General features: G+C 32.7%; 19 protein-coding genes and 1 tRNA gene. 18 read left to right on the forward strand and 2 right to left on the reverse strand.

Translation table 11 applies throughout. The annotated features are described in order from the left end of the window. Positions 1–34 precede the first annotated feature (34 nt). Positions 35–466, reverse strand: a complete 432-nt coding sequence (locus AC3FI7_RS00650) for a type I restriction enzyme HsdR N-terminal domain-containing protein (RefSeq protein ID WP_343657809.1) — start codon at positions 464–466, stop codon at positions 35–37. 7 nt (positions 467–473) lie between these two features. Here AC3FI7_RS00650 and holA point away from each other — a divergent pair, with 7 nt between their 5' ends. The 3 genes from holA (at position 474) to AC3FI7_RS00665 (ending at position 3,495) form a co-directional block, all read left to right on the forward strand. After that, on the forward strand, positions 474–1,511 hold the full coding sequence (gene holA / locus AC3FI7_RS00655; protein ID WP_491461138.1) for a DNA polymerase III subunit delta: 1,038 nt from the start codon (positions 474–476) through the stop codon (positions 1,509–1,511). Between the two features lie 222 nt (positions 1,512–1,733). Continuing rightward, positions 1,734–2,675: a thioredoxin-disulfide reductase gene (trxB, locus tag AC3FI7_RS00660; protein WP_142722141.1), complete on the forward strand. Its 942-nt coding sequence runs from the start codon at positions 1,734–1,736 to the stop codon at positions 2,673–2,675. Positions 2,676–3,117: 442 nt separating this feature from the next. Further along, positions 3,118–3,495, forward strand: coding sequence for a VOC family protein (locus tag AC3FI7_RS00665; protein ID WP_491461139.1), 378 nt, complete (start codon positions 3,118–3,120; stop codon positions 3,493–3,495). 91 nt (positions 3,496–3,586) lie between these two features. On the opposite strand, the gene AC3FI7_RS00670 is transcribed toward AC3FI7_RS00665, so the two are convergent. Further along, positions 3,587–4,378, reverse strand: a complete 792-nt coding sequence (locus AC3FI7_RS00670; RefSeq protein ID WP_343657812.1) for a pepsin/retropepsin-like aspartic protease family protein — start codon at positions 4,376–4,378, stop codon at positions 3,587–3,589. Between the two features lie 241 nt (positions 4,379–4,619). Here AC3FI7_RS00670 and AC3FI7_RS00675 point away from each other — a divergent pair, with 241 nt between their 5' ends. From AC3FI7_RS00675 to AC3FI7_RS00745, 15 genes are all read left to right on the forward strand, one after another. Beyond that, the gene (locus AC3FI7_RS00675) at positions 4,620–4,853 is read left to right on the forward strand and encodes a glyceraldehyde-3-phosphate dehydrogenase (RefSeq protein WP_142722144.1); all 234 of its coding nucleotides are present in this window, start codon (positions 4,620–4,622) and stop codon (positions 4,851–4,853) included. A 120-nt stretch (positions 4,854–4,973) separates the two neighbouring features. Next, positions 4,974–5,061, forward strand: a tRNA-Ser gene (locus AC3FI7_RS00680). A 962-nt stretch (positions 5,062–6,023) separates the two neighbouring features. Next, complete coding sequence (locus AC3FI7_RS00685; protein ID WP_291904735.1) at positions 6,024–6,284, forward strand: helix-turn-helix domain-containing protein; 261 nt, start codon at positions 6,024–6,026, stop codon at positions 6,282–6,284. A gap of 25 nt (positions 6,285–6,309) precedes the next feature. Further along, positions 6,310–6,645, forward strand: coding sequence for a hypothetical protein (locus AC3FI7_RS00690; protein WP_291904734.1), 336 nt, complete (start codon positions 6,310–6,312; stop codon positions 6,643–6,645). A gap of 522 nt (positions 6,646–7,167) precedes the next feature. Then, positions 7,168–8,157 (forward strand): DNA-methyltransferase, encoded by a 990-nt coding sequence (locus AC3FI7_RS00695; RefSeq protein WP_491461140.1) that lies wholly within the window; start codon positions 7,168–7,170, stop codon positions 8,155–8,157. Between the two features lie 9 nt (positions 8,158–8,166). Next, positions 8,167–10,194 carry an ATP-binding protein gene (locus tag AC3FI7_RS00700; protein ID WP_291904731.1) on the forward strand — a complete coding sequence of 676 codons (2,028 nt, stop codon included), beginning with the start codon at positions 8,167–8,169 and terminating at the stop codon, positions 10,192–10,194. A gap of 5 nt (positions 10,195–10,199) precedes the next feature. Further along, positions 10,200–11,540: a DNA double-strand break repair nuclease NurA gene (locus AC3FI7_RS00705; RefSeq protein ID WP_291904730.1), complete on the forward strand. Its 1,341-nt coding sequence runs from the start codon at positions 10,200–10,202 to the stop codon at positions 11,538–11,540. Continuing rightward, the gene (locus tag AC3FI7_RS00710; protein WP_491461141.1) at positions 11,537–13,729 is read left to right on the forward strand and encodes an AAA family ATPase; all 2,193 of its coding nucleotides are present in this window, start codon (positions 11,537–11,539) and stop codon (positions 13,727–13,729) included. The genes AC3FI7_RS00705 and AC3FI7_RS00710 overlap by 4 nt, the downstream gene beginning before the upstream one ends. A gap of 6 nt (positions 13,730–13,735) precedes the next feature. Next, positions 13,736–14,629, forward strand: coding sequence for an HNH endonuclease family protein (locus AC3FI7_RS00715; RefSeq protein WP_491461142.1), 894 nt, complete (start codon positions 13,736–13,738; stop codon positions 14,627–14,629). A 2-nt stretch (positions 14,630–14,631) separates the two neighbouring features. Further along, positions 14,632–15,423: an HNH endonuclease gene (locus AC3FI7_RS00720; protein WP_491461143.1), complete on the forward strand. Its 792-nt coding sequence runs from the start codon at positions 14,632–14,634 to the stop codon at positions 15,421–15,423. 51 nt (positions 15,424–15,474) lie between these two features. Beyond that, the gene (locus AC3FI7_RS00725; RefSeq protein ID WP_491461144.1) at positions 15,475–17,226 is read left to right on the forward strand and encodes a hypothetical protein; all 1,752 of its coding nucleotides are present in this window, start codon (positions 15,475–15,477) and stop codon (positions 17,224–17,226) included. Positions 17,227–17,246: 20 nt separating this feature from the next. After that, positions 17,247–21,293 carry a hypothetical protein gene (locus tag AC3FI7_RS00730; protein WP_491461145.1) on the forward strand — a complete coding sequence of 1,349 codons (4,047 nt, stop codon included), beginning with the start codon at positions 17,247–17,249 and terminating at the stop codon, positions 21,291–21,293. A 1,157-nt stretch (positions 21,294–22,450) separates the two neighbouring features. After that, positions 22,451–23,254 (forward strand): helix-turn-helix domain-containing protein, encoded by an 804-nt coding sequence (locus AC3FI7_RS00735; RefSeq protein ID WP_142722145.1) that lies wholly within the window; start codon positions 22,451–22,453, stop codon positions 23,252–23,254. A 65-nt stretch (positions 23,255–23,319) separates the two neighbouring features. Continuing rightward, positions 23,320–24,759, forward strand: coding sequence for an alpha/beta fold hydrolase (locus AC3FI7_RS00740; protein ID WP_142722146.1), 1,440 nt, complete (start codon positions 23,320–23,322; stop codon positions 24,757–24,759). Between the two features lie 602 nt (positions 24,760–25,361). After that, positions 25,362–25,718, forward strand: a complete 357-nt coding sequence (locus AC3FI7_RS00745; protein WP_491461146.1) for a DoxX family protein — start codon at positions 25,362–25,364, stop codon at positions 25,716–25,718. The last annotated feature ends 226 nt before the right edge of the window (positions 25,719–25,944 follow it).

The raw sequence follows: 25,944 nt of genomic DNA on the forward strand, positions 1-25,944 counted from the left end.
TTATTTAAATTCTTTTTTTAATCCTGTTCTTATCTCAGTTTGGTCTGTAAAACTGATACTGCCCTTCTTCATAATAGGCATTGATATGCTGAAGTCCATTGGTCAGGATGATTTCCTTTGCTCCGATAATAGAATTATACCTGGCAGTCTGTTCAAATGTTTTTTCCGTTAATTTTATTTGTGGAGCCTTGCATTCAATCAGAATGATAGGTTCTGTTTTTTCAGTGATAAGAAGGTCTATACGTTTGGTAAGACCGTTCAGAATGATTTTTTTTTCAGTAATCAGGGCTGATGTAGAATACGATTTTACAGTCAGGTAATAATGAATCCAGTGCTGTCTGACCCATTCCTCAGGAGTGAGCAGAAGATAAGTTTTGCGAACCAAATCATAAATAAAAAACTTATCTTTGTCTTTCTTGAATTTAAAATCAAAAGTTTCCTGAAAATTCAGTTTTGGAAGTTCCATTAATAAGATGAAAGAATTAGATTTAATCCTCAAAAATATTAAAAATAAAGAAGTTTTACCGATTTATTTTTTCCACGGAGAAGAACCCTACTTTATTGATGTTGCAGTAAAAGCCCTTGAACACAACTTTTTGGAAGAAGATGAAAAAGCTTTCAACCAAACGGTTACTTACGGAAAAGATACTACCTATCAGGAAGTCCTTTCTCTGGCAAGACAGTTTCCGATGATGGGAGATAAGCAGGTGATTATCGTGAAAGAAGCTCAGGATTTAAGATTCAATGAAGAGGAAAACAGAATTCTGGAATCATATGTAGACAATCCGGTACCTTCTACAGTACTGGTTTTCGCACACAAACACAAGAAGCTGGACAGCAGAAAGAAGGCTGCCAAAGCTCTGGATAAAGCTAAAATGCTTTTTCTGAGCGAATCTGTAAAGGAAAATAATCTGCCCAAATGGATTTCGGATGAATGTGTAAAGCTTAAAATCAATACTGCTCCCAACATTTCCCATCTTCTGGCAGAATATCTTGGAAACGATCTGTCCAGAATTGCCAATGAGCTGAACAAGCTGAAGATGATCCTTAAAGAAGGAGAAATTCTTGACGGTACCATTGTTGAAAATCATATTGGAATCAGTAAGGAGTATAATATCTTTGAACTTCAGAAGGCTCTCGGGACAAAAAATGCCAATGCAGCTTTTAAAATTGCCCATTTCATGGGAAAAAACCCGAAGAATAATCCCTTTGTCATGATGCTGGCAAGTCTTTACAATTATTTTTCAAATGTGATTATCTATCAGACCATGGCAGGTCAGTCGCCGCAGACAGTTGCCTCGCAAATGGGCGTAAATCCTTATTTTATCAAAGATTATGCTGAAAGTGCCAGACTTTATCCCTTAAAACATGCTACAAGAGTGATTTCCATTTTACGCGAATTCGATATGAAAGGAAAAGGGCTGGGGGCAGTGAATATGGTAGAAGCCGAACTGATCATAGAACTTGTGTACAAGATCATCAATGTAGATAAGATTAAGATGAAAGTGTAGTGAGGGAGATGATAGATGATAGACGGAGAGATAATAGATAAAGAACAGGTGTTTTTAAACCCGTACCCTGTATTGACTCTTGGCTCCAGCATCTTGTAGTCTTCATTGACAATCCGCATATCTGATATTGACAAGTATCATTAAAATAACTTTAAAAAGAAATTAAAAATTCCGAAATTAGCGGTCTTAATTCAAATTAAATCTTTTCGAACAAAGCAAATTATGGAGCAAAACATTTTAGATTGTGTGATCGTTGGATCTGGGCCTTCTGGTTTCACAGCTGCTATCTATGCAGCAAGAGCAGACTTAAAACCTGAACTGTATACAGGTTTGGAGCCGGGCGGACAATTAACAACCACTACTGAAGTGGATAACTTTCCAGGGTATCCAGCCGGGATTACAGGTCCTGAAATGATGATGGATCTGCAAAAACAGGCAGAAAGATTTGATACCAAAGTTCATTACGAAATGATCACTAAAGCTGAATTCGCTAAAGAAGTAGGCGGTGTTCACAAATTATATGCAGGAAACAAAGAGATCCTTGCCAAAACAGTAATCATCTCTACAGGAGCTACAGCAAAATATTTAGGTCTAGAAGATGAGAAAAAATATGCAGGGGGAGGTGTTTCTGCCTGTGCTACATGTGACGGATTCTTTTACAGAGGAAAAGACGTGGTGGTAGTAGGAGCAGGAGATACAGCAGCAGAAGAGGCTACTTATCTTGCAAAACTTTGTAAGAAAGTGACTCTCTTGGTGAGAAAAGACGTTTTCAGAGCCTCAAAAGCAATGGTTCACAGGGTAGAAAGCACTCCGAATATTGAAGTGAAATTTCATCATGAATTAATCGGAATTGAAGGGGAAAACAGCCTGGTAGAAAGAGCGGTAATTATCAATAACCAGACTCAGGAGAAGTCTACTGTAGACGTTGAAGGAATCTTCATCGCCATTGGCCACAAACCGAATACGGATATCTTTGCAGGTCAGGTGGATCTTGATGAAAACGGATATATTGTTACTGAAAAAGGTTCTTCAAGAACGAATCTTCCGGGCGTATTTGCTGCCGGGGATGTTCAGGACCACATCTACAGACAGGCTATTACCGCTGCTGGAAGCGGATGTATGGCTGCTATGGATGCAGAGAAATATTTAGCTGAACTACACTAATATTATTCAGTTTATATAATATAAAGCGTGCCCCGTGGGTGCGCTTTTTCGTTTTACTTATGTCTGCGCATTTATTTTGCTTGAGAATCGCAAAGGCGCAGTTTTACGTTTTATGCTTTATTTTAAGACGCAAGAAAATTGAAGATTTTCAGCAGATGATAATACTGTTTTCACAGATCACACAGGTTTTTATCAGTATCTGCAAAATCAGCGTGAAATGGAATAAATTTCACAATAATTTTTTGGGTATAAAATCTTTGTGCCTTATAAGAAGTCCTTTTAACATCACTTTTGCCATTATGTTTTCCAATAAAAAATCTCCATATTAAGTCTCTAATGAAAAAATAATAAAATCTCTAATGAAAACATTAATATATTTGTGAAACTGCAAACGATCATACTTTGCATCTCATTATATGTAAACTGAAAAAACGAATCAAAAATGAAAAGAGTAACCGCTATCGGAGGCATCTTCTTTAAGTGTAAAGACCCGGAACAAGTAAACGAGTGGTACAAAACCCACCTTGGGCTGCCCACCAGTCCATACGGTGCTAAATTCGACTGGAAAGACGCAGATTCCAATAAAAAAGGATATACGCTGTGGAGCCCTTTTAAAGAGTCTACCCAATACTTTGAGCCCTCATCCAAAGAATTCATGATCAATTATCATGTAGAAAATATTGAAGCACTGGTAGAGGAGCTGAAAAAAGAAGGTGTAACGGTTTTGGATGAGGTGACTTCGTATGAATATGGGAAATTTGTACACATCCTGGATCCGGAGGGAAACAAAATCGAATTATTTGAGCCGGCAGGAGAGTAATTTCTACACTGTCATTCTGACGAAAGGAGAATCTTACTCAGGTTTGAGATTTTTCTTTCGTCAGAGTGACCGTTTTACTTCATTATTGTCTTTAATCCAGAATATAGATCTTTTTATCTTTAAGATTAAATCCCAGTTTTTTACCAAGCCAGTTGATGCTTGTTTTACCTTCATAGATAAGACCTTCTACAAAAAAAACGGCAGGGTTTTCAACGGTGGCAAAAGAGGTGGAAATGGAACCAATATTTCCCTTATAAAACTTGGTTATTAGATCAGGGTTAAATTCACTTTTATTTTCAATTACCTGGAGGTTCTCTTTTTTGATATCCAGTGTTTTCATCAGGCGTTCACTCAACCAGAAAGAATCTTTACCGGATCCGGAATCGAGGAGAACATTAATCCTGTATTTGTTATTCAGAAGCACATATGTTGTAATATCCAGAGACTGGTCAGCATTGGTTGACAGCTGGATATCCATCACTTTCTTACTGTTCAGTTTCTCTTTGGGAAAAATAAGCTCATTGGTAGTATAATCTATGATGAACTCAGTGTCATAAAGCATTGGAAGGGAAATTAACCCGTCAATTCCTTTAATTTCCATATCGTGGGTAGAATACCAGATATTTTTAAACTTTTTACCGTTAAAAATAATCTCCTTTGATTTGAACAGGGGAATGGTCATCTTTTCTCCTGTGGCCCTGAAGGCAGTCAGATAATTATAGGTTTCTTTGGCTCCCAGTTCTTTGGAAAAGTTTCCAAGAAAAAGATTGATTCCTCCTCCCGTATCAAAAATAAAATTTCCTTTTTTACCATCCACTTCAGCGCCAACTACAAGATGGCCGGAAGGAAGAACAGACATGGGCGTTTTTTGACAAAAAGCCATAAAGGAGAAAATTAGCGAGACGGTAATAGCAGTGTTTTTAGTGAAAGATTGAGTAAACATCTGAAAAATAGTATTATTAGTTTTAAATGCCACAAATATAGTCTATTCTGATGACTGATTGATTATAGCTTTTAGACAGGGACTTATGGTATCCTTTTATATTTATCAGTCCGTATCTCTTCCTGAAATATCTTTATACTTAAAGTAAAATTCCTAAATTTAGGGCCTAATCAAAAAGAATATGGAAAGAAAAATCATAAAAATTAACCATGTTACAGGAACTTATATTATTGAGGTTCCCGATGGAACTCTTAATGACATGAAGACCCAATTGGACAAATGCCTTAATGATGAACAGGCCGCTATTGTGGTGAAGGGTAAAGATGGAGATCAGTTTGTATATCCGTCAGATCTTTTAAAAAACAGCTTCATTGCCATCATAGACCGGGAACAGGGTATGAGTTCCTCAAAATAATTCCCTTGATTTCTAGTCTATTATTAATTTTCGTTAAAATTTGTGTAAGAAAAGTTTTGCGGAAACTAAAAATCGCTCTATATTTGCACCACTGAAAACAACGGTATAGCCGGAGTTTAGGGAGAGTTGGCAGAGTGGTCGATTGCGGCAGTCTTGAAAACTGTTGACTGTAACAGGTCCGGGGGTTCGAATCCCTCACTCTCCGCCAGTTGGGAAACCAAAATAAGCTAAAACGCTGTAAAAATCAATGTTTACAGCGTTTTTTGTTTTGCGCTAGTATCAAAGAAAATCAAAAAAGGTCACGATTTATATGACCTATTTCGTGTTCCATTAAAAAAACACAAAAATGAGTCACGATCCGGTGCAAATGTCTTGTAATTCATTTGGCTTCTTTACAAAAATTATTCTACTTAAAAACTTCAAAGTGATTCAAATATAATCAATCTTCTCACAAGAGATTGATGGATAATCTATTATAAACCTGCGTAATTTAAATACAGGTTAGCTGGAAGCCTTCGCAAAATGTGCACAGGTCAGCTTAAAAGCGGCTCAAAATTAAGCACTCGACACTTACCCTGCGTAAAAAAATTGAACCGGATATTTAAATGCGTGCTCAAAATTTGAGCAACCTAATTTCTGAAGTGTATCCAAATAAAGTAAAGCGGCTCAAAAATATTACCATAACACACTTGCCTGGTTCAAAAAATAAGCCGTTGATCCCTAACCCGGCGCAGAATTTAAGCCGTGTAGTGTCGATGCGGCTCAAAAATTGAGCAACCCTGAAGTCTTTGTTTTTCTGCTTTTTTTCTTTTAAAAAATAATTAATGCAACTGGTTAATAATCAATAAAATGTAGTTTCATTTCAGAGCTCTGAAAAAAATAGCGGTATAAGTAGCAAGATGTGTCTTTGTATATACAAACTTTTCAAGTTTTATATCTAAAACTCTCTTGCCTTTTTTGCAAAAAGGGAAAAAGACTTCGGAACTCGTCTTTTTTCTTGTAAACCATCTAGTAGATTCCAATTTATTCTTTTTTAATCTCCAAAAGATTCCTGCATCATCCAGATTGTTCTTATTTAGCCCACACCCCTCTAACACTATTGTTTTGAATGTTTTAATGCTACAAATTTGTAGAAGAAAAAACTAAGTCAAAAACAAAAATGAAGTAGTTATGATCGTAAACCTAATCACCAAAGAAGACCTTCAGGAATTCAAAACCGAATTGCTGGAAGACCTACAAAACCTGTTTCAAATCAAGATTTCCCAGCAGAAATTATGGCTTCGTTCGTCAGAGGTCAAAGCGCTTCTGAAAATCTCCTCTGGAACATTGCAAAACCTTCGTATTAATGGAACTCTGTCTTATACTCGTGTCGGTGGGACATTATATTACAATTACAAAGACATCGAAGATATGCTGAAAAAGAAACAATGATATTTCACAACAACGAAACCAAATTATGAATTATATCAAACACCTCACAGCTTTCTATGAAAAGGTGGCTCAGGATCATACGCTTAATCCATCACACATCAGTCTCTATTTAGCCTTATTCCAGTTCTGGAATTTCAGCCGTTTCCGAAACCCGGTCAGTATTTCCCGCGATGAAGTGATGCGCATCAGTAAAATCCGTTCAAAAGCCACCTACCATAAATGCCTGAAGAATGCAGATTCTTCAGGTTATATTGATTATCAGCCGTCTTATAATCCGTTTCAGGGGAGTCAGGTGGTGATGTTGGATTTTGGTGAGGAGTTGAAGGTTGGTGTTAAACAGCAAATAAGAAAAGTAAAATGATTTTTTCACAACAGCCATTTTATTGCACATAGACTGTTTTTATCTCTAAAGTTATAATTACTAAAGAAAAAGATTGATGATAATATATCTTCTTAAAGTATGATTTGATTGTTTTGTATACAAGTGAATAATTAATAGTTCGAAAAATTTATTGTTTTTGATTAATAAGCAAATTCATATAAAAAAATAATATATTTGTATTAAACCATTGAAAACTATTAAAATGCAACAAAATCAATCATATATTAATTCAAATACTAATTGATTTAGAATTGGAATATTTGAAGAGCAAAATATTCTAGCTAAGTTTGATAGCATTTTGTTTATTTACTAATATGCATTTAGCATTGAAGATTTCATTATTCTAGTTTTCATCACGTTTTCCATATACTAAATAAAATTTTTTATAAAAATTGTAAAGATATATGGTACTTTAATGCGTGCGGTTTTCCGTAAATGCTAGATAAAATAAATATTTAATTTAACAGCTTCAATAAATGAAGTTGAAACTTAATTGATAATATGTCAACTGAAGAGAAATTAACTCAAAAATACAAGTCTAAACTTGGTAAGCTTTTCGTAGGAAATTCGCTTGAATTATTAGCAAATGATAAAAAATTACGCAAATTAAAGGGAAAGGTAAATCTGATAATTACCTCGCCGCCTTTTCCATTAAATAATAAAAAGCAATATGGAAATGAAAAAGGAGAAGAATATAAGGAATGGTTTACAAAGTTAGCACCAATATTTTCTGACCTTTTGGCTGATGATGGCTCATTGGTTATAGAAATTGGAAATGCTTGGGAGCCTGAGAGACCAGTTCAATCTTTATTGCATTTAGAATGCCTTTTAGGAATGGTAAAACATCCTAAGGCTGAGTTAAGATTAATTCAGGAATTTATTTGCTACAATCCCTCGAAACTTCCTTCACCAGCACAATGGGTAACTGTAAATAGATTACGAACGGTGGATAGTTATACACACGTTTGGTGGATTGCTAAAAACGATTTCCCTAAAGCCGATAATAGCAAAGTTTTACGTCCCTATAGTAAAAGTATGGAACAGCTACTGAAACGACAATCCTATAATTCAGGTAAACGACCATCAGAACATCAAATAAGTGAGACAGGATTTCTAAAAGATAATGGCGGTAGTATTTCCCATAACTTTTTTGAAATGGAAGCTTTAGATGAAAAACGAGACGTAAGGTTACCCCATAGTGTATTGAGTTTTTCAAATACTAGTTCTAATAGCTATTTTCTAAAAACTTGTAGAGAGAATGGAATTACGCCACACCCAGCTCGTATGTCTGGTGGACTGGTAAATTTCTTTATCCAATTTTTAACGGATGAAGAAGATTTAGTACTTGATCCATTTTCTGGAAGTAATACAACAGGATATTGTGCAGAAAAATTGAACCGTAAATGGATATCATTTGAAATTAAAGAAGATTACATTAAACAAGCTATCATAAGGTTTAGTGATCCCGAATTAAAATCACCGCTTAAATAAACTGTAACCATGAAAACTGTAGATAAAATAAAACAACTTGCATCTGTAGACCCTTTAAAAGTGGGAAAACAGACCGAACTTTTTGTTGGCCATCCTTTTTCGCTTGACTATAATAAAGCTAATATCCTTGTTTGTGATGCTGATAAGGAAAGAGTTAAGGGAATAGCACAAGGAACTTTTTTACTTGCATTTTATGATAATGAAGAAACTGTTGAAGAAGCAATTCTTCTAAGAGCTTTGGCACCGGCTAAATTACCTACAGATAGTGTTATGATTAGCTCTATGATAGAGTATTATAAAGACAATTTACCCACCTCTGGTAAAAGTTCTAAATTGGATGATTTCACACGTTATGAGTTTAGTTTTTCAGGACTTGAATGTCGGGTGTTAGGAACATTCTATAGAAATGGAACCAATGTAGAATTTGGTGCGGACTTAGAAAATTTTTATTCTGCTCACCATTACAGTGTTTATAAAGTCAATAAAGATGTACTAGGCTATATTGTTAACCAAAGGGATTCTCCAGACATTATTCCCGGCAATGATAATGAGTTTTCTATTGGGCATGTGCGATATAGTTCCAGTCTCAGGTTTCAAAGCAAAAATGAAGAAGAAAAGGCAGAAGTATATATTCACCCAGCTGATCTCCTTGGCAAAAGAACAGCTCTTTTTGGAATGACCAGAACTGGTAAGTCTAATACCGTTAAAAAGGTTATAGAAGCGACTACTGAAATATCTTCAAATGCGATAACTCAACTAAATGCAACAAATAAAATAGAAGAAAATTTAAAAGCTTTTGATGAGAAGGGAGCACCAAAAAATCCAGTAGGTCAAATTATTTTTGATATAAATGGAGAATATGCTAATGCAAATATGCAAGATGAGGGAACTGCAATATTTGAAATGTATAAAGACAAAGTAAGTAGATACAGTGTTCTTGAAAAAGATGATTTTCTAGTTATGAAAATAAACTTTTATAACGAAATAGAAAATGGTTTTGAAATGATATCAAGTTATTTTAGAGCAACAGGAAACACAACAGGCTATTTGGAGAATTTTCTATCAGTAGACTTGTCAAAACCTTCTGAATATGATGGTTTTAATGGGGTTTCTGTTCGTTTTGACAGAATAATGGCTGCTTATAAATGCTGTTTATATAGAGCTGGCTTTCCACTACCTAAAGAGAAAACTATTAAGTTCAAAGGAGCTTCTGATATTAATGATAAAATAAAGCTTAATAATATAATTGACCCAAGTAAAGGAATTTCTTATGACGATGCTTGTTTATGGTTTGATTGGGTTTGGGAAAATTATGATAAAGATGACTTCTTCATTAATTACAGGAAAAAAGAAGGAAAGGATTGGGCTGAAGAAGATTTAAAGAGCTTATTGGCAATGTTATCTGGCTATAGATCTCCTGGTAAGAAAAACAAAGTTTATGGTTATAAATCTCTTAATAGAAGAGATTTGCTTGATCTTCATACAAAAGACAATGACTCTTCTTTTGAAGAAGATATAACCAAATTATTGAGAGATGGTAAAATTGTAATTGTCGATCTTTCACAGGGGAATCCGGAAGTTCAAAAAATTTTTACTGAAAAAATATGTAGTACAATCTTCTTTAATTCAATGAATCGATTTATCGATAATGAAGCTAACAATTTTATCCAATTCTATTTCGAAGAAGCTCATAATCTATTCCCTAAAAAAGATGATAAAGATTTAAGTCAGATATATAATAGAATTGCCAAAGAAGGAGCAAAACTAAATCTGGGAATGATTTACGCTACGCAGGAAGTGAGTTCAATAAGTTCCAATATTTTAAAGAACACCCAAAATTGGTTCATTGCTCATTTGAACAATGAAGATGAAATAAAGGAACTAAGAAAATATTATGACTTCGACGATTTTGCCGATGCATTAATTCGTTTTAGTGCAAAGAACGATAAAGGTTTTGTGAGGATGAAGACCTATTCTAATCCTTTCATTGTACCGGTACAGATTGACAAATTTTCAGTAGAAACTTCTACCAAATAAGTATTATGGCATACAGTAGCAGAACAGGTAAACGTCCTGATGAATTAGCCAGTAAATCATCTCATTCATTTATAATAAATGATGAAGAGGTTCGATCTTTTTTGGAAAATTGCGAATATCCTAAATCTGCTGAAGAAGTAGAGTTGGATAAATCTCTTATCATCAAAGTTCAATATCCCGATGAGAATCCAATTGAACATATTATAGCAATGGACGGTGGTTACGCTACTATTCCGGTAAAGAAAACATTTCCTTCTTCATTGATAACATTTTTTCAATTTGGAGAGATCTTTCTAAATACCGAAGATTTAAATAACATTTCCGAAATGCCATTTATTTCTAGGGAATCAATGTCCGCACTTAAAGACTTAGAAAGAAGCAAATTAGTACTTCCAACAAAAAACGTTTCATATAATAGCAATATCACTTTAACTCATTCCGTTCGCCGAACAATTTATGAATACTTTAGAAAGAAAGGAGATGAAAAGAATAATTTACTTTCTACAACACATTGGCTAATTTTTAACTTGTTTGACCAACCTGTTGATAGTTTTAACCTAACCACTTGTCCGCATTGTGAAGAAAAAAATCAAGATATTTTACGTGTAAATTTCAACAGCAAATACACGACTAACTGCCCGGAATGTAATGGAATATTATATCTGACAGACTGTTTCAGATTGCATGAAGTGATTGATGATGAACTCGGAGCTGGTAGTATCCTTGGCTATTTGGTTAATTTAATCGAACAGATAAACATTATACATACTATCAAGTATATCAAAGAAACACAGCCAAAATTACTGGATAAATTTTTCTTTATTAAAGATGGACCTCTGGCATTTTTTGGACAAACAGCCAATATGCATAAACACGTTCGGAAATTATGTAATTACTTATTTAGTAATCATAACTTATTTTTAGCAGGTTTAGAAAAATCAGGGGCATTTGTAGAACATGCAGATGAAATCAAAAACCTATTAGAACCAGGAGAAGCTTTATTGCTTAACAATAAACACATTTACACTTATATTTTACCAGGACCTTCTGATAACCCAGAACCATACGCACATACTTCATATTATAGTTCGAAGATTATTTTTAAGTCAAGGGATGAAAGAATATATGTTATTACACTTCCTGTTGAAAATGAAAACATAGTACTGAATCCACAAAAGACTGATTTTAAAAATCTGGATACAATACTTTGGAACATAGAAAAGCTAAGATGTGATATGTATGATAATTCAATTGTACCAGTCGCTTTAGCCAATAAGCTCATTTCACTATCTAGCCACCCGAGTTCAAGTATTCTAGAAAAATTTGCTAAAAAACATACAAAATGATTTACGTAGAAAGAAATATCATTCCTGTGCCAGAAGTCTTTTATTCAAAGGAAGTCGAAATAGCAAAAAAAAGACTGGAAGAGTTCTATTTAAAATCAAAAGAAAGCAGATCTCAGCAAAAATACTCACAACCCTTTGAAAAAGGATTAAGAGATAAATTCCTTGAAGCACTACGAGAAGTATTTAAAGAGAAATGTGCTTATTGTGAATCACCTATATCATTAAATAGAGCTCAATCTGAATATGATCATTTCCGTCCTAAAGGAGGAGCCAGAGGATGGGACAAGGAATTCTCAACTGATCATTATTGGTGGTTAACTTATGACTGGAATAATATTTACTTAAGTTGTTCCCACTGTAATCAATATAAATCAACATGGTTCCCAGTTGATGGGCAAAGAATACCATTAAACACACCTTACAAAGAAGTCATATATAATGAAAAGGCTCTGTTAATAGATCCATGTATAGATAGACCTGAAGAACATTTAATTTTTAATGAACAAGGAGGAATCGAAGCAATTTCTTCTAAGGGCACTATCACCATAGAAATACTAAAGCTAGATCGTTCTGAATTGGTGAATGCAAGGCTAGAAGTTTTAAAAGAACTTTATGGAGAATGGGAATTACTTTTGAAATTATTGAGAAAAGAAGAATCAAATCGAACTGATATTAAAAAGTTGTATAATTCTTGGCAATATAAATACACTAATCATTCTGGAGAATCGTATTTGGGAATACAACGATTTATGCTCTCTAAATGGTTAGGAAATAGACCTGAGATACAAGAATATTTTTCAACTATCAATGGTCAAGAAACCAAAAATCAAGAAATTATATTAACTCAGGATTTCTCATCTTCTAACACAGAAACTTTTAAAGAAACTGAAAAATATAATATTGAACAATCTATAAATTCAATAAAGCATATATATGTTGAAAAAATAGAATTAAAAAACTTTAAGTGCTTCTCTTCTTTAGAATTAGAATTTAATCATAATTCTGATTCTCCTATTAAAAATGAACCTTGGTTATTGTTTCTAGGCGAAAATGGAGTGGGAAAAAGTTCATTGTTAAAGGCTTTTGTTATTGGACTTACAGGTCAAGAGTATATAACAGATTTAGGTATAAAAGGTGATCATCTGTTAAAACATGGTTCTAAAAAAGGATTTATTAAAATACATTTGGTTGGGGGACAAAAACCTATTGAAGTCAATTTCAATAAGAAAGAAATTAAAACATCTTTATTCCAGCCTATAATTAATATCGTAGCCTATAATTCCATTAGACTGAAACCTAAAATCGGGAAAATGGTTCCGGAGAAAATAGAATTTTACGGAGCTAAGGCAAAAAATCTTTTTGATTATACCTTCTCTCTTGTCGATGCAGATAATTGGTTGGCAAACCTTCCAAAGGAAATTTTTGATCGCGCAGCAATTACTTTAAAAGACTTAATCTTATTAGAACAGGAAGATACAATTAGTATCAAGAATGATTTGGTAATTGTAAAAAGAGGAAATGACACATTTTTCATTGATGAATTAAGTGATGGCTATAAATCAGTATTTTATTTAGCAGTAGATATTATGGCAACCTTAGCAGGCGAAAATGTAACATTTGATTTGGCAGAAGGAATGGTACTCATTGATGAAATCGGTACTCATTTGCATCCACGTTGGCGAATGGAAGTTGTTACACGTTTAAGAAAAGCTTTTCCTAAAATTCGTTTTGTAGTAACAACACATGAACCACTTTGTCTGAGAGGACTAAGAGCTGGAGAAACTGTTGTGTTGACCAAAAATCAGGAGAATGAAGTAATAGCATTGACGGAGTTACCTGACCCAAGTGAATTACGGGTAGATCAGATATTGACTTCTGATTTTTTTGGATTAAAAAGTACTATAGACCCAGAAACAGAAAAGCTTTTTGATGAATATTACACCATTCTAGCTTTGGAAGAAAAGAACAGAAGCGAAGAACAAAAAAATCGTCTTTTAGATCTGAGTCATATTATTCCCCGGATAAAACACTTGGGAGATACAGAACGTGAAGAGCTTACATATTATGTGATTGATGAATTACTAGCTCGCAAAACAAGAGAACAGGGACCAAAAATCAAAGAGGAATTAAAAGCAGAGGCTCTGAAGCGGGTTGAGAGTATATGGAAAACATTGGACAATAAAAAATAGATCATTATGATAAAAATTGATAGATCTCAAGTGCCAAAACCATCTGCATTAGATAAAAAAAATAGAGAGGGTAAAACGGAAACAGAAAGAGCTATTGAATATTACACTTCCCCCACTTTTGACGGAACGACTAATTTTGAATTTAAAATATATTCCGATTCTGAGGTAAAAGAAGCTTTAATAAATTTATTCAAAGAGAAGTGTGCCTATTGTGAAAGTACATTTCTGCATGTTTACTCCGGAGATGTTGAGCATTTTCGCCCTAAAGGAGAAATTGAAGAAGCGAATCCACATAAGAAACCCGGTTATTATTGGTTAGCTGCAGATTGGGATAATTTATTGTTGTCTTGCAGAAACTGTAATCAAAAGCTGTCCCATTCCTTGTACGGAATAAGAAACAAAAAGACAATGGGGAAAATGAACCAATTTCCTCTGTCAGATGCTACGAAATATGTACGTAAGCACGATAATATTAATGGAATTGCAGATGAAGAACCATATAGACTTCTACTAAATCCATGTATCGATAATCCCGAAGATCATTTAGAATACGGTGATGAAGGCGTTATTCGTCCTAAAAAAGATGCGGATGGAAACGAAAGTATCAAGGCTAAAAAATCAATAGACGTTTATGTTTTACAAAGAATGTATCTTGTCCAATCTCGGGAAAAGAAACTTATTGAGATACAGGCACAAATACAGAGAGTGAAAGAGGCTACAGAAAATTATAATGATATTATTGGATCTCCAGACACAACAAAGAAATTTTACTTTGAACGAATCTTAAAAAGAGAGATAGAGGGATTAAAAAAGTTTTTAAATCCAAAAGAAGAGTATGTTGGCATGGCAAGACAAGTAGTCGGAGAGTTTCTAAGAGTAAATTTTGGTATTGCTATATAATTATGAACTGGGTAAAAGAAAATAGGGAAAAATTAGAACAGTCAAACTACGTTCTGAAAGCAGACACTACTTCAAATTATTGGTTCGGAATATCACAAAATAAGCTTGATAACTATAGAACTCAATTTGGTTCGAACTTTAATATTATATTATTTGGTAGTGAAGACGATGAAGGAGACTTTTATATCCTACCATTCTCAGCAATACAGGATCTTTTAACAGAGAAAAATTTGTATTTGCTTGAAGGAAAACGACAAAGATGGGTTGGAGATATTCGAAATCATATACTAAGAATAAGAAATTCTAACATTGAAAGGAATATTTCTGAATTTTTTAGTTTACCTCTGATAGATTATAGTAAACCTATTTTACAAAAAGATAATTTAAATGACTATGCAATAGAAAACGCGAAAAGAGAAATACAAATAAGAATCAAGCAATCAACTTTCCGAAAAAAGGTGTTAGAAAATTTTAACTATAAATGTTGTTTAACAGGAGTTACTGAAAATGAGTTATTAGTAGCAAGCCATATTATTCCTTGGTCAACTAAAATTGATACAAGATTATCACCTCATACTTGTCTTTGTCTTTCTACGTTATACGATAGTTTATTTGACAAAGGATATTTTACACTTAGTGAAAAGTATGAAGTAATCATTGCTTCAAAATTAGATAAATTGAGTTTACAAACTAAAAATTGGTTGAATGAGATTTCTGGAAAAACGATTTCACTTCCTTTAAATTACGAGATAAGTACAGTTGCGCTTGAATTTCAGAGAAAAAGTTTTTATTAAGTAAAAAATAATCTGTTTAAAATCATTAATCAATATCCTTCAAAAAGAATCATGAACCTAACTGGAAAAGTAGTAATAACTTTTAATGACATCTTTCCTAATAAGGAACCGAAAACAATAAATGAATATCTCGATGGCATTGATAAAGATCTCTTATTAAAGTTTGGCACTTTTCTTCTAGGATTCTCACAAAATTCTAAATACGAAAATCCTTTAGAGTTTTTAAAGATGTACTTTTCTCAGGAAAACCAAGAATTTTTCCATAAAGTACTTTCAGGTTTAGATCAGTTTATAAAACAAACGAAATGGGAAATAGACAGTTATTCTTTTCCTTATGTAGCAAGTAGTCTGTCTTTCTTTGAGAATGCTTTCGATAAAGAGTATGGAATAACTAAAAACTATACACATCAGGAAATTGAGATACGGTTTTTTAAAGCTTATTTGTTATTCAATAAATTCCATACTACCGAAAGAACACTTATTTTAAATAATAGCTTAGAATATTTGAAAGAAGATGCTTCAAAATATGCAACTGCCTATTGTTTAAGATTATTCTTGAATAATTCAGATTTAGTAAACTATGATGTCAAAAAAGTTTTTACAACTCAGGTATTAAGAGCGATATCATTTTTCGAATTCTTAGAATCAAGAAATGATACTAAAGAATTATTAAAGGAATTTTACAAAGAATATGATATTTCCAACTATCAGGAATACATAAAAAGATTATTACCCTTACAGATTGCTGTCCTGAAAAAAGAAAAAGAGGCTCATACCGATATCAATATCACTCAAAATGAAGGTAAAGAATCAAGTATATCCTTTCTTAATAAATTTTCAATTAAAGAATCTGAATTACTTAAAGATTTTGATTTCAGAAATATCAGATCAGCTCCCATGTACAGGTTTGATAAAAATACTTTTAGATTGATATCTCCATTGTTTGTACTTGAGTTAATTGGAAATGGTTTGTATTTTAAATTTAAACATATCAATGACAGACTTCCTAAGGAGAAAAAAGTAAAAGATTTATATGGATTAAAAACCTATGATTTTTCTGAAAAATATATTCTGCATAAAATTTTAAAAGAATATTTTGGTAAGAGATATTTTCAAAAAAATGGAGATGAACTGGATGCACAATATGACGGTGCACCTGATTATTATGTTCGAAATGGAAAGAAAATATTTTTATTTGAATCCAAGGACATTTTAATAAATGCTATAGCTAAACAATCATCTGATTTCAGAGAAATTGAGAAAGAACTGTTTATTAAACTATATAAAAATGAAGAAGGTAAACCAAAGGCTGTCTTACAGTTTATAAATAATATTCGAAAAATACTTTCTAAAAAACTAGAATTTGATTCTAACTATAGTACTAAAAATGTAATTGTATACCCTATATTGATTTTACCCTATAGAATATTTAATACTGTAGGACTAAATAAGTGGATTAATTTTTGGTTTCAGAAAGAATTAGATAAATTGGAAAAAGAAGGATTCAATATTTCCAATATAAAACCTTTAATCCTTATTGATATAGATACATTGATCTTTCATAAAGATGTTTTTGCTGGTCGTAAACTATCCTTAGAAGAAGTATTGAATGAATATGGTAATGATTATATCAACTTCACTGTAAAGGGAAAAAAATACAGAAGCGAAGAAGATGTTCTACAAGCTTCAAAAAATTCATTTATACCTTTCGGACATTATCTGGATAACAAGCTTGATTTGAAAAAATTAAGAGAAGTTCCAAAAGAACTTATGGAAAAAACTTATGGTCTGTTTGATAAATAGAAATTTTAATACTTAGATGGATGTATTACAAAAACAGAGAAAAAATAGAAAGAATTCGGAACATAATAAAACCTTTCGAAATAGATATAAATCATACCAAAAATGATAAAGCTCTACACGCAGATATAAATTGGAATGCCTCAATCTTTTTTGCTAAAATCTTAATTAAAGTATTAATCCCAAGAAATTATTGCTCAAAAGAGGAAGTTGAAAAATTCTTTAAAAAATATAAAACTGAAAACAATGCCTCTATTGATATAGATTCATTATTTAATAAATTTTGGCTTCGTGAGATATTAGGAATAATACATATTCCCGATGCTGTTAGAAAAGTAATTTATGATTTTGAAAAAAATCAATCCCATAAAGAGGAATTGCTCTTTGTTAGAGAAGTAAATAAAACTTACCAAACAAAGGCAATAAATAAAACAGAATATCAAAAATTTATAACACAATACAAAATAGACAATAATGTCAATTTAGATGAAGAATGGCTTAGTACCAATTGGATAAAAACAAGTAAAAAGTCAGAAGATGATATAGATGTTGGAAATATTATTTACTATTCAGTTTTATTAGATAATTGGAATGAGTTTGAATTTCTTTACAAATTGAAAAAAAACAAACTGGAATATAACAATAAAGGTTTAGAAGTATCAAAGAAAAATTTTAATACTATACATACTGCACATAAATCATATTTTATAAAAGCTCCTAGTATTGATGATTTAAAAGAACAGAGAATTATTAAGGAGATTGATAACAAATATTATATTAATTTCTACAATTGTAAAGTGTCATATTGGGATACTTTATGTGATAAGATAGGTGGATTTATCTGGGAAGATTTAATAGGTGATGATAAAATTTCTGATGACAAAGAGAGAGTCATAATATTTGTAAAAAAGATGCTTTATTGGGAAAATAGTTGGTCTGATTTTTACAAACATATTACCAAAGAATCTAAAAATCGGTTTATAAAATCAGCATTAGAACTAATTCTTGAAGAACAAGATATTAACGGAGTAGAAAGCGAGTTCTTTAAATCTTATATAGATGAAAGTATTGGCTCTAGGTATGCCTTTCAAGGAGGTATAAACCTAGTTGAAGAAGCTCTGAAACCCTCAACTAATTATTATGAATTATATGAACAGATGTGTTTTCTTTCAAAAAAACATCAGGGAAATTTATTCCATGTTCAGGAAGTTCGTAACGATTTAGCATTCTTAATTAAAACAATTGTTTGTTGCGACACCCCTTTTTCTAATACAGAGAGTAACGATTCGGAAAAAAATACACCTTATCCCTTAATAAAATCTCTTTTAAAAAATAGCTTGAGCAAACCTTATTTACTATGGGAAACCTGCCATTTTTTAATTCAGGATAAACCTACTATAATTCCATATTTAATGGAAGTACCATACTTTTCCTCTTTGGCTTTTAGTCTAGTTGATAAAGTAAAAATAGAAAGTTCAATAGGAAAAATTGACAGGGATATAAAACTTAAGCTCATTGAAGATAGTATAAAATTAAGTTTAGATTCCATACTTTCAAGTCAAAAAAATATAAATCAAGAAATTACACTTTTCATATTTCAATGTTATAAAGAAATAAATAAGGATAAATACCAATCATTATCAAATATTAGAAGAGAAGAAGATGCATACGAAATTAGAGAATATCAAAAGAAAAAAGAACGACTACTAATTTCAATTATTGAAGATTGTTGCGTCAATGGATTTGATACATATAGTTCTTCATCTGAATTCTTGTTACCAAAAATAATTCCTGAGCTTATTGAAATATTCAAAAACTATGAAGAACCCATTCTATATTTAAATGGTACTATTCAATTTCCAATTTTAGCATTAGATGGTTTAAGTTGGCTATCAAAATGTATCATTTACAGTAAATATGAAAAACAATTTCAGGATATTGAAGATATTCGCGAAATGTTATCTGACTGTTTTAAAAAGATTTATTTAAATAAAATTGAACAAAACTCTGTTCAAAAAAAAGATTACCCATCAAATACTATTATACAAGGCTTACCTAGCTGGGCAGAAAGAAATGAAAGGCTAAATCTTATAGACTGGATTTATCCAATAGCTTTATTAAATGATACGGAAAAGCTAAAAGAACTCTTATCCCCTAGAATTAAATTAAAAAAAGCTGAGGACGAATATGATGAAGAAAATAGATTTAATGCGAGTAAAATTCGTACTCATTTGTTTGTATTACTTAATGTTCTAAAAAGAATAACTACTAATAAAGCAGAATATTTTCTGATATATGATAAGCTAAAAGATGTCAAAATCAGTATTGAGCAAAATATACTTGATTTACTAAAACAGTATGCAGTAGCTGGTAAACCTTCAAAAATAGATATTCTAAGCTCATCATTTGAGCAGAAGATGTTTAGAGCTTCAAAAGAAGAGGAATTATTACCTCAAGTAGCACAAGCAATTAATTGGTTTGATGATAAAAGTAAGGTAATCGCTGTTTTAATAGATACGAGTGATTTATTACGTTTATTAATTATTTTAGATTGGATAACCTCAGAAGGAATTAAAAAAGAAATAATTGAAAGAATTAAAAAGGCAAAACTTATTGATTTTTTCAAATCTCAAAACTGGATACCGGAAATTGAATTGACATTATCAAAATTGTCTCATTATAAAGAATTAATTGAACAGACAGAAGAAGCATTGGATTATTGGGAGAAAAATATAGCTTCTAAACGTAATGAAATAAAATATGAGCAAGCTTCATTTGTTGTTCGCTTAATGTTAGCGTACAATCAAAAAGATATAAATCAAATCAGCAAGTTAGAGGAGCCTGGGCAAAATGCATTTGAAGTCAGAGGTTTCAAGCCTTATCATTATAAACAGTTTTTTATTGGATTAATTCATTTTGAAGATAAATCGAAAGAAGCTTATGAGATATTTGATAAGCTTTATAATCAATTTAAAGAAATTTCTTCTGTATGCATTAATCGTTTTGCAGCCAAAATTAATTGGGCAACAAAAAATGATGATATTACTATTAAAAATAAATTACTAAAGGAATCTTTAGAAGAATGGGGAGATGCAAGAAAGAGTCTTGCTGCACAATCAATAGAGTCAATAATAGACAAAGTATGGGTAAATAAATTGACTGTTTATTATCACTTAAAAAACATTAATGAGTTTGAACAATTATTTATAAACTTGCCAGATCCTTATCAAATGATGGAAGAAGTTTCTAAAATGAGAATAGAATTATTCTTGGAGCAAACAAAACAACAGGAAGCTATTTATTATTTAAACAAAGTTAAAGAATATCATAAATTTTCTGATGGCAGTAATCCTGATTTTATAAGTGAGTTATCATCTTTAGTTGATGATAAAAGCAATATTGAAATTTTAAAAGTAAGTTACAATGAGATTTTCTCTAAAAAACCGCAAACACTAATTAAAATTTTCCCAGAAAAATTAAATGGACAAATTGATATTGGAAAGTTTATTACCAAGGAATTTGCGATAGCAATAAATAAGGCTTTAGATAAAATATTAACAATTGATGAGATTAAAAATGAAGATAAATACAATGATTTAGTACAAGTTTCTTTAGAGTCCAGATTTAGTGTGTTTGGTTGGATTGTCAAAGACCAAACCCGAGGAGCATTTTCAGGAAAAGGGATAAACCCGGGAGAAAGAGATATTGTAATTCAAAACAGTAATAGTGAAGCCATATTAGTATGTGAAGCATTTATATATCGTGATATAAAAACTACACAATCACATTTAAAGAAATTATTTAATTACCACCATCAAAAAGAGAATCTTATAATACTTATTTATGATTTGGGATTACCGTCTAATTTTGAAAACAAATGGGGAAAGTATTTGAAAGAGACATTGGCAAAATTAAGTTATCCAAAAGATTTTGAAATTGCCCCCTCCAAAACCAAAGATTTAACTGACGATTTCAACTATAAAGCATCTGCAATTAAAATTGGAGTTACACATCACGGGAAAAACACAACTATTCATCATTTGATGATTAATTTGAAATATAAGGTATAGCCAATTTAAAAACTTTTATATTGGTTTAAGAGAGTAATATCGTAGCCATTAATATTGTAATTGCATCGTGAAAATTCTTGGAAGTAAGCCTAAGAATGAGTTTTGAATCTTTTTCATAGTATTCAATCCGATGGTTCCGCAAAAATATTAAACAGAAGCCAAAGATAATTCGCTTCCTGAGGCGCCCGGCTAAATTCTGTCAAGGTCAAGTCCTCTGGATTTTCAGAAAAACTTTTTCCGTATAAAATCTACGGAAAAACTTTTTCTGAAAAACCTTGGCAGAATGTCACGCTCATTTTCAAAAGGCTTTCTTTTTTTCTTCGTTTTCTTTTAGAAACATTTTCAACTGAGAAATTTCAGGCGAAAGAGAAGGATTAAATTTTTGATTTGAACTTTAAAAACTTGTTCAAATTTTGGTCTTTTTACTTGCAGATTTGAGCAGAAATTTTTAGTTTTACTACGTAAAATTTATATTAGTATTTTACCGCTTTTTTGCAAATGTCCTATTTAAGGCCATTCACAGAGATGCAACAGCGAAAATCTTATCCATAAAGCGATGAGAAATGGGTACAAAATCCCTCACTCTCCGCAGAAAGGTACAAATCTTTGATTTGTACCTTTTTTATTTTACGACCTCCAATTATAGGGGATCAGGTGCAAAAGTTGGGGGTTAGTACAAAATCTATACTTTTTATTGAACCGACAGGTCATTTTTTAATCGCAAAGAAAAATGATTCAAATGTTTTATTTTAGAAAGCTAAGAAGTACGACTTTGTCGCTTAAGAAGCTTAATGGATATGTATTAGCTTAGAAAGAATCATTGAAATTGATTTCATGCTTTGCTCCCTTGAAAATATGAGATAAGAGGCTAAAAACTTTGCGTTAGTTTAAATTCCATAAATACAATATTCCCCAGTTTTTGAGACTGATCCGCAAAAAGTCACCTCCTCGGATGCCAGTGATGAAACTGCCTCGTACTGCGTTTACTTGTCTTTTTTTAAATTATACAGCTGAAATAAGTTCATATTTTCTTATTGCATATGGAGCAGTGAAAATAAAAAATCCCTAAATTTAAGACTATAAAATATAAGGTTTATTCCCATCATTTTTTTCCTACACAATGCAACAACCAATCAGAAAAACAACCTAGTGATTATATGACAGAAATATTTGATAATATCAGGAAGTTTTACCGGTTTTTAGCACCACAGGAAAGCCTTTCTCCACATATCGAGTTTTTTTCTGAAACTGATCTTGTTTTCGCCAGATCATTTATCCAGGATGAACGTTTCACGGTTAAACTTTTTCCGAGTTTTACTCCCACCATCTGGCTTAATCTGGGAAGTCCCTACCAGCTCTGCAACGGAAAACATATGCATCAGATCAATGAAAATGGTGATGTTTTGGTTCTGCGCAGCGAAACAATTGAAAGGCAGAATGCCCCAACCGATAATATCTTCACCATTAAATTTCTACCGGGTGGTTTTGAAGCCATATTCGGTATCAGTCAGACCAGAATCGCCAGCGATGTCATAATGCTTGACGAACTGATTCCCAAGCGTGTCATCAACAAGATCAAACAGGCACCCGATTTTGAAACGCGGGTGCAGCTTTGGGAACATTACCTATTGGAAAGAAAAGCTAAAAGCCCCGGAAGCCATTACCTATCGATGGTCCAAAGGAGTATCGGCTGTTTTTTGGATACGGAAATGGGCCTTTCAACTGCTCAGCTGGCAGATTGTGTTTGTATGAGTGAAAAAACGCTCAACAGGTATTTCCATAAAGTGGTGGGCACCGGCCCAAAGAATTATTTCGTCATCTTAAGAGCACGTACTGCACTTACCCAGTTTCTCAGCGACCGCGGTAGCTTTTTACCGACAGACTATGGCTACTATGATATGAGCCATTTTTACAGGAGCGCGGTACTGTTTACCGGAACAAGGTTGGCCGACCTTAAGTGATTTTGTCTGTTTTTTACCTTTTGAGGTCAAAATTGATATGGTAGTTTTGTATAAAATCAAGAAACATGAAAATTTATACATTGCTGGCTTTATCGTTTCTCTTTTTTAGTTCAAATGTTTTTTCACAATCTTACACTCCAAAAATAGAACCCTACGGATGTAAAATCAAGGTAGAAAATGGTGTAGTGGCAAAATGCGGTTATCTGGTAGTACCGGAAAGCAGAGCAAGACCTACAAAAAACCTGATCAAAATCCCCTTTATTTTTGTAAGGAGAAAGAATCAGGACTCCATTAAAAATATTTCCCTATATACCACAGGCGGTCCGGGATATAGTACTACACTGGGGATTAGCAAGATCGGACCGAACTCAGGCTTTTTAAGATATGGCGGTTTTATCGCTTTCGATCAGCGCGGTACCAAGCTGGCTGTCCCTTCACTAGAGTGTCCTGAAGTGGAGGAAGCCATTAAACGTTCGTATAGGGAAAACCTTCCCAAAGACAGCTTGGTAAAGCTCGCGGTAACATCAGCACGGAAACGTTTCACGGCAAAAGGCATCGATCTTTCAGCATACAATACCACGGAAAGCGCTGCGGATATCAGCGATCTTAAAAAAGCCTTAAAAATCGAATCCATGATGCTGGTCGGCATTTCTTATAGTGGTGGATTAATGCTTACTGTTGCTAAAAACCATCCCGAAGGTATAAAGGCACTTATACTGAATTCGCCCCTTCCCAGTTTTGTAAATTATGAAGAGCATGGACTGATCAATATGAACGAAGCTTTAAATCAGGTAATTGGTAATGTGGATGCCGATTCAACAAAAACCATATATAAAGATCTTAAGTCGCGTTTCCATGATTATTTCACCAAAATTTCCTCCAAACGTTTTACTGCACGCTATCTTCCCAAAGGAAGTAGCGATAGTATCAAAATCAGCTATGGGAAAGCCGAGCTGCTAGATGCCATTTTCGGAAAAATGGAGAATGGAACAGTTCAAACAGTGCCATCTGTAGTGAATGATATTATCAATGGCAAACATCAGCCGTATATCACCGAAGTTATGGATGGTATATTTTCTGGCGATCTGAACCGAACACTGGGCATGCGTTATTCGGTATATTGTTCGGAACAGATTGCTTATTCAGATCCCAAACTGATTGCCAAGCAGGATGAGATCCTTCCTTGGCTTGCCGGTTACCCTTTTAATAACGTCAATAAAGAAATCTGCGATTGCTGGAAGGTTAATCCCCAGCCCCAATCGATAAAAACACCTGTTTATTCGAATATCCCGGCACTGATATCAGCAGGTGATGCCGATCCGTTTTGTAGGCCCTTTTATAATACGCTTATTAAAAGATATATGCCCAACGCGCAGCTTCTTATTATCCACAACCGGGCACACGGGGCGGGCTTTGGTAACAGCAATGCTGATTATCTTGATGAATTCTTAGCCGATCCGTACAAAAAACTGGTTTCAAAAAGTACTGATGTAAAGATTGAATAGCTCTGTATCAGATTAATGTTCGGATGAATGAGTAATGAAAAGAAAAATCTACCAGAAAATCCGGGCGAAGTGCAAAGTTGTGGGCTAATCTGAGAAAAAACTACTGCCAACTACTTGTTTCTGTTTCTGGAGATTGTCTTACAAGGCTTTACGGTGATTAAGCTTCTTGTAAGCTTGTTGGTTCGTCAATAGTTTATTAACCTTTTTAAGTGCCCACACATAGGTAATTACGGTTTACTTTTCTTCAGACAGCGATAATTTTAATAAAAATTGAACATTTATATTTACCAAAAAGATTGACATTTTATAAATCGTATATTTTGAAAATATAATTGGACTTTTTGTAACAATTTATTATTGATCTGTTTATTATTTTGTAATAATCTTGATTATCTTTGTGTCAGTACAAAAGCAATTCACTGAAATGGAAGATGTTAATCTTTGGTTAGACCAACCAAAAAAAGGATAAACAAGAATTAATTTCAAAGATTTTTATATAAAATTATTGAATATGTTGTCTTGAAATTATTTCAAGGCAATACTTGTTTAATTCATTTATCAAAGCTTTCGATAGCTTATCATTAACTTCACCAACAGATAGAATGAATACAATTTTGTGGATTATACAGGGACTTCTGTCTCTATTTTTTATCATGCCAGGTTATGGAAAAATTACAGGCAGTAAAAACACACACGTCGAGAACGGGCATCTAAAACCTGACAGCTCTATAATACCAATCCGGATATTAGGTTTTCTTGAATTATTGGGCTGTTTTGGAATCATATTTCCTTGGCTTTTCGGTATTTTGCCAATTTTGATACCGATGGCAGCGACAGGCTTTTGTTTGACCATGCTGGCAGGTATTTTTGTTCATATCCAAAAAAAAGAATACGAAATGCTTCCCATGTTGATTATCGTTTTTATTCTGTCAGCAATAGTCGCATATTTCAGATATTAAATCTATCTTTTAATAGGAATAATATTACAAAATTCAGCAATTTTAAAAAGCCTCTCATTCTTTTGAGAGGCTCATTTATTCCAATGTCGCATAACTTTTTGATGCTCTGCCTGTACACTTTAGCAGAGGTTTGTGAAAGAGTAGTAGTTTTTTAAGATGAAAATAGAGATGATTGATCCGACATAAGTGATTTTACCTAAATTTGTAACGGATTTTTTGATTATCT

This window comes from Chryseobacterium sp. TQ-BC-N36 (assembly GCF_058382295.1).